The following is a 4,389-nucleotide window of genomic DNA, read 5'->3' as shown; positions in this document are numbered from 1 at the left end:
AGGTTCTGCGCGGGCCGGTCCAGGGTCACTTCGGCGCGCACGGTCTGCGCCAGCCCCAACAGCAGAGCCAGGCAGCAGCCCGCGCGCCTCCAAGCCCCCCTGCTCAGCATCGCAACACGTCCGACATAGCCTACAAAACCGTCATCCTGAGGCCAGTTTATGAACCTGATGTTACGGTGCCAGCAAAAAAAACATCACGGTGACGGGCAGCCCGCTGCACTACACTTTTGAGCCATACCGGCCCATTTCCCAGGGCTCGCCAGGAGGCACCGATGAACCTGTTCCCGACCCTCGCCAGCCTGTTGCTGTGTGCTGCCCTGCCACTGATGGCCCACGCCGAAGAAACGCCGAATGGCTGCACCGAGGTCAACGTGGATGGCTACAAGGCACCGGACTATGGCTGCCTGAGCCAGCAGATGGGCAACCTCCCGGACGCCGCCAAGGCCACGCAAAAGAACCAGCAAGCGCAACAGGTGCCCATCGACAAACGCAAGCCGAACCAGATCGGGCTCTCTACACCCGCAGCGACCAGTGTGCGCATGGGCAATACGTTCGGTACTTCGGTGAAACCCCAGCGGCCTTGATCGCCGCTTGTCCCCCCCTGCCCGCCCAGTGCAAAAAAAGCCATTGTGTTATCGCGATTGCCGATGTTATGTTTCTAACAGACATCAAAATCATGAAACATGAGTAACATCAATGACCGGCCTGCGCGAAAACGTCATGGATAAAAACAGCTTCCAGCGCACGCTGGAACAGCAGTTCCCGACGCTGACGCCCACCGGCAAGCGCATCGCGACCTACCTGCTGGGCAACCTGCAACAGCTGCCGTTCGAAACCGCCGACAGCATCGCCCAGCAAGCCGGCACCACCGGGATTTCAGTGGGGCGTTTCTTGCGAACCCTGGGTTATCGCAACCTCGATGACGTCAAGCAAGGCCTGCGCGGCGACCCGCAAGCCTCCTGGCTGATCACCGACCGCCTGGGTGCGTTTCGCCAGGAGAACGATCAGGAAGACGCCCTCGACCGTTCCCTCAACCGCGAGATCGAAGCCATCCAGCATGTGTACGGCCTGGCCCGCAGCCAGGGTTTCGCCGACATCGTGCAGCACATCGTGGACGCCGACGCCGTGTTCATCCTCGGCATCCAGTCCACCCGGGGCATCCTCAATGCGTTCCACAGCCACCTGGAATACATCCGTCCCAAGGTCTATTACGTCGATGGCCTGTCGGGGATCTACGCCGAGACCCTGAACTCCGGCTTTGAAAAACCCTACGCCATCACAGCGGACTTCCGCGCCTATTCCAGCATCACGCCCACGTTCTGCGAGACCGCGAACGCCCAGGGTCTACCCTTGGCGCTGATCACTGACTTGCAATGCCCCTGGGCCCGGGACTACGACCTGGACCTGCTGCAACTGAAAACCGATGTCGGCCAGTTCTGGGACTCCATGGCGCCCCTGACGTGCCTGTTCAACCTGATGGTGTCTGCCGTCGCTGACCGCTACGGCGAGCGACTGGATGCACGCCTGGCAAAAAACCGCGCCCTGCAACAGGCCTTCGGCCAGTTCGAATCCTGACCCTGGAAAGGAAATCTTTGAGTGAAAACCAGCCCATTGGTAGAAATCGCCCCACCGGAATACCCGGTACAGGTCGACCTGATCTACGCCAGTGCCGACAACCTCGCAGGCACCGTGATCTACCGCAACACCCGCTGCCTGCTGCACACCGAAGCGGCGGCCTGCCTGCGCAAGGCGAGCCTGTTGGCACGCCAGGCCGGCATGACCCTGCTGATCTACGACGCCTATCGCCCTGCCTACGCCCAGCAACTGTTGTGGCAGGCCCTGCCCAACCCGGACTACGTGCGCGACCCACGCCTGGGCTCGCACCACACCCGCGGCGTGGCCGTCGACCTGACACTGATTGATGAACACGGCACCCCCCTGGACATGGGCACGGCGTTTGATGCCATGGAGCCCAAGTCCCACCAGTTCTACCCCGACCTGCCGCCGCAGGTGCAGCGCAACCGCCTGCTGTTGTTGGGCATCATGCTCGGCGCCGGCTTCAAGGCGATTGCCACCGAGTGGTGGCACTACGAGTTGCCGGATGCCGAACTTTTCCCATTAATTGAGGAGTCACACTGATCACAAGGACCGTACCATCACAATAATGAGCAGCACCCTTTAGCTCCAACTGCCCGGTTATAGATTTCATAAAAATAAACCAACCCGCTTTTTCCTCTAAATAATCAAGGAAACCGGCATGACCCCAAGCAACCGCAAGACCCTCGCACTCTCCCTGCTGTGCGCCGCCCTGAGCCTGGGCGCGTGGCAATCGGCAAGTGCCGCCGCCCCCAAAGACACCTTGATGATCGGCAAGGCCGCCGACCCGCAAACCCTCGACCCGGCCGTGACCATCGACAACAACGATTGGGCGGTGACGTACCCGGCGTACCAGAAGCTGGTGGCCTACAAAGTCGAAAACGGCAAGGGCAGCACCGAGGTCAAGGGCGACCTGGCCGACAGCTGGACCACCTCGGCCGACGGTCTGGTGTGGGACTTCAAACTCAAGCCCGGCAACAAGTTCGATGATGGCGCCGAGGTCGACGCCAATGCGGTGAAGTTCTCCTTCGACCGCGTGATGCAGCTCAAGCAAGGCCCGTCGGGCGCGTTCCCGGATGACATGAAAGTCACCGTGGTCGACCCGCTCACCGTGCGCTTCACCCTGGCCAAGCCCTACGCGCCCTTCCTTTACACCCTCGCCCACAACGGCGCCGGCATCATCAACCCGGACGTGGTGAAACAGGGCGACGTCAACGCCTACCTCTCCACCCACACCGCCGGCTCCGGCGCCTTTCGCCTGAGCAACTGGCAGAAAGGCCAGAGCCTGACCCTGGAACCCAACACCTACTACGCCGGCACCAAGCCCGCGCTGAACAAGGTGGTGATCAAGATCATCAGCGAAGCCTCGGTACGCCGCCTGCAACTGGAACGCGGTGACCTGGACATCGCCGAAGACATGCCCCAGGACCAGCTCACCAACCTGGCCAAAAAGAAAGACGTGGTGATCAAGGAATTCCCGTCGCTGCGGGTGACCTACCTGTACCTGAACAACCAGAAAGCCCCGCTGAACAACCAGAATGCGCGCCAGGCGATCGTTGATGCGGTGGACTACAAAGGCATTGTCGACGGCATCCTCAAGGGCCAGGCCAAGTTGATGAACGGGCCGATTCCTGCCGGCATGTGGGCCAATGACCCGAGCCTGCCCTTGATGAAACAGGACCTGGACAGCGCGGGCGCGAACCTGAAGAAACTCCCGGAAAAAATCACCAACCTGAACTACATGTACTCCGACAAGGACCCGGACTGGGAATCCATCGGCCTGACCCTGCAAGCCAGCCTGGCGCCGCTGGGGATCAACCTGAAGATGGAAAAACTGGCCAACGCCACCATGCGCGAGCGCCTGGGCAAGGGTGACTTCGACGTGTCCATCGGCTCGTGGGCGCCGGACTTCTCCGATCCCTACATGTACATGAACTTCTGGTTCGACTCCTCCCTGCAAGGCCTGCCGGGCAATCGTTCGTTCTACAGCAACCCGGTGGTGGACAAGCTGATTCGTGATGCGGCGGCCAACAACGACACGGCCAAGCGCACCGAGCTGTACCAGGAAGCCCAGAAGATCGTGCTCAAGGACAGCGTGTACGCCTACCTCTATCAGAAGAACTACACCCTGCCGATGCGTGATTCGGTGAAGGGTTATGTGTTCCATCCGATGCTGGAGCAGGTGTTCAACGTGGCTGAGATCAGTAAGTAACACGCGATCAAATGTGGGAGCGGGCTTGCTCGCGAAAGCGGTGTATCAGTTACCCGATGTATGACTGACCCATCGTATTCGCGAGCAAGCCCGCTCCCACACTGGACCTGCTGTGTTTTCCAGGCTGTATTCCTGATCCAAATGTCTCGCGTTACCGAGGAGCCCTCATGGCCTTCCTGAATATGTTGCGCAAACGCCTGTTCGGCCTGATCCTGGTCGTCGTCGGCGTTTCGCTGATCACCTTCTGCATCTCCCACCTGATCCCGGGTGACCCGGCGCGCCTGATTGCCGGCGACCGGGCCAGCGACGCCATTGTCGAGAACATCCGCCATCAACTGGGCCTCGACCTGCCGCTGTACCAGCAATACGGCCGCTACATGAGCGACCTGCTGCACGGCGACCTCGGCACCTCGATCCGCACCAGCCGCCCGGTGCTGGAAGACCTGAAAGCGTTCTTCCCCGCGACCCTCGAACTGGCGGTCGCCGCCCTGCTGCTCTCGGTACTGGTGGGCGTACCGCTGGGGGTGCTGTCAGCGGTGTTTCACAACCGCGCCATCGACCAGATCGCCCGAAGGCTGGCG

General features: G+C 61.1%; 6 protein-coding genes. All 6 read left to right on the top strand.

Going from position 1 to position 4,389, the window contains the following annotated elements:
- Nucleotides 1–203, top strand: a 203-nt coding sequence (locus HX846_RS39295; protein ID WP_218645469.1) for a hypothetical protein, incomplete at its 5' end; no start/stop codon positions are given.
- A gap of 69 nt (nt 204–272) precedes the next feature.
- Nucleotides 273–584: a hypothetical protein gene (locus tag HX846_RS22880; RefSeq protein WP_178966140.1), complete on the top strand. Its 312-nt coding sequence runs from the start codon at nt 273–275 to the stop codon at nt 582–584.
- 136 nt (nt 585–720) lie between these two features.
- Nucleotides 721–1,575, top strand: a complete 855-nt coding sequence (locus HX846_RS22875) for a MurR/RpiR family transcriptional regulator (RefSeq protein ID WP_032898755.1) — start codon at nt 721–723, stop codon at nt 1,573–1,575.
- Between the two features lie 21 nt (nt 1,576–1,596).
- Entirely contained in the window at nt 1,597–2,139 is a 543-nt protein-coding gene (ddpX, locus tag HX846_RS22870) for a D-alanyl-D-alanine dipeptidase (protein WP_177010053.1), read from the top strand.
- A gap of 118 nt (nt 2,140–2,257) precedes the next feature.
- On the top strand, nt 2,258–3,808 hold the full coding sequence (locus HX846_RS22865; protein WP_008431417.1) for an ABC transporter substrate-binding protein: 1,551 nt from the start codon (nt 2,258–2,260) through the stop codon (nt 3,806–3,808).
- A 167-nt stretch (nt 3,809–3,975) separates the two neighbouring features.
- Nucleotides 3,976–4,389, top strand: a 414-nt coding sequence (locus tag HX846_RS22860) for an ABC transporter permease (RefSeq protein WP_178966139.1), incomplete at its 3' end; no start/stop codon positions are given.

The organism is Pseudomonas sp. K5002, assembly GCF_013386655.1.
Taxonomy (GTDB): Bacteria; Pseudomonadota; Gammaproteobacteria; order Pseudomonadales; family Pseudomonadaceae; genus Aquipseudomonas.
The sequence above is the reverse complement of the archived record's forward strand: the minus strand, read 5'-3'. Positions and strand labels throughout refer to the sequence as shown.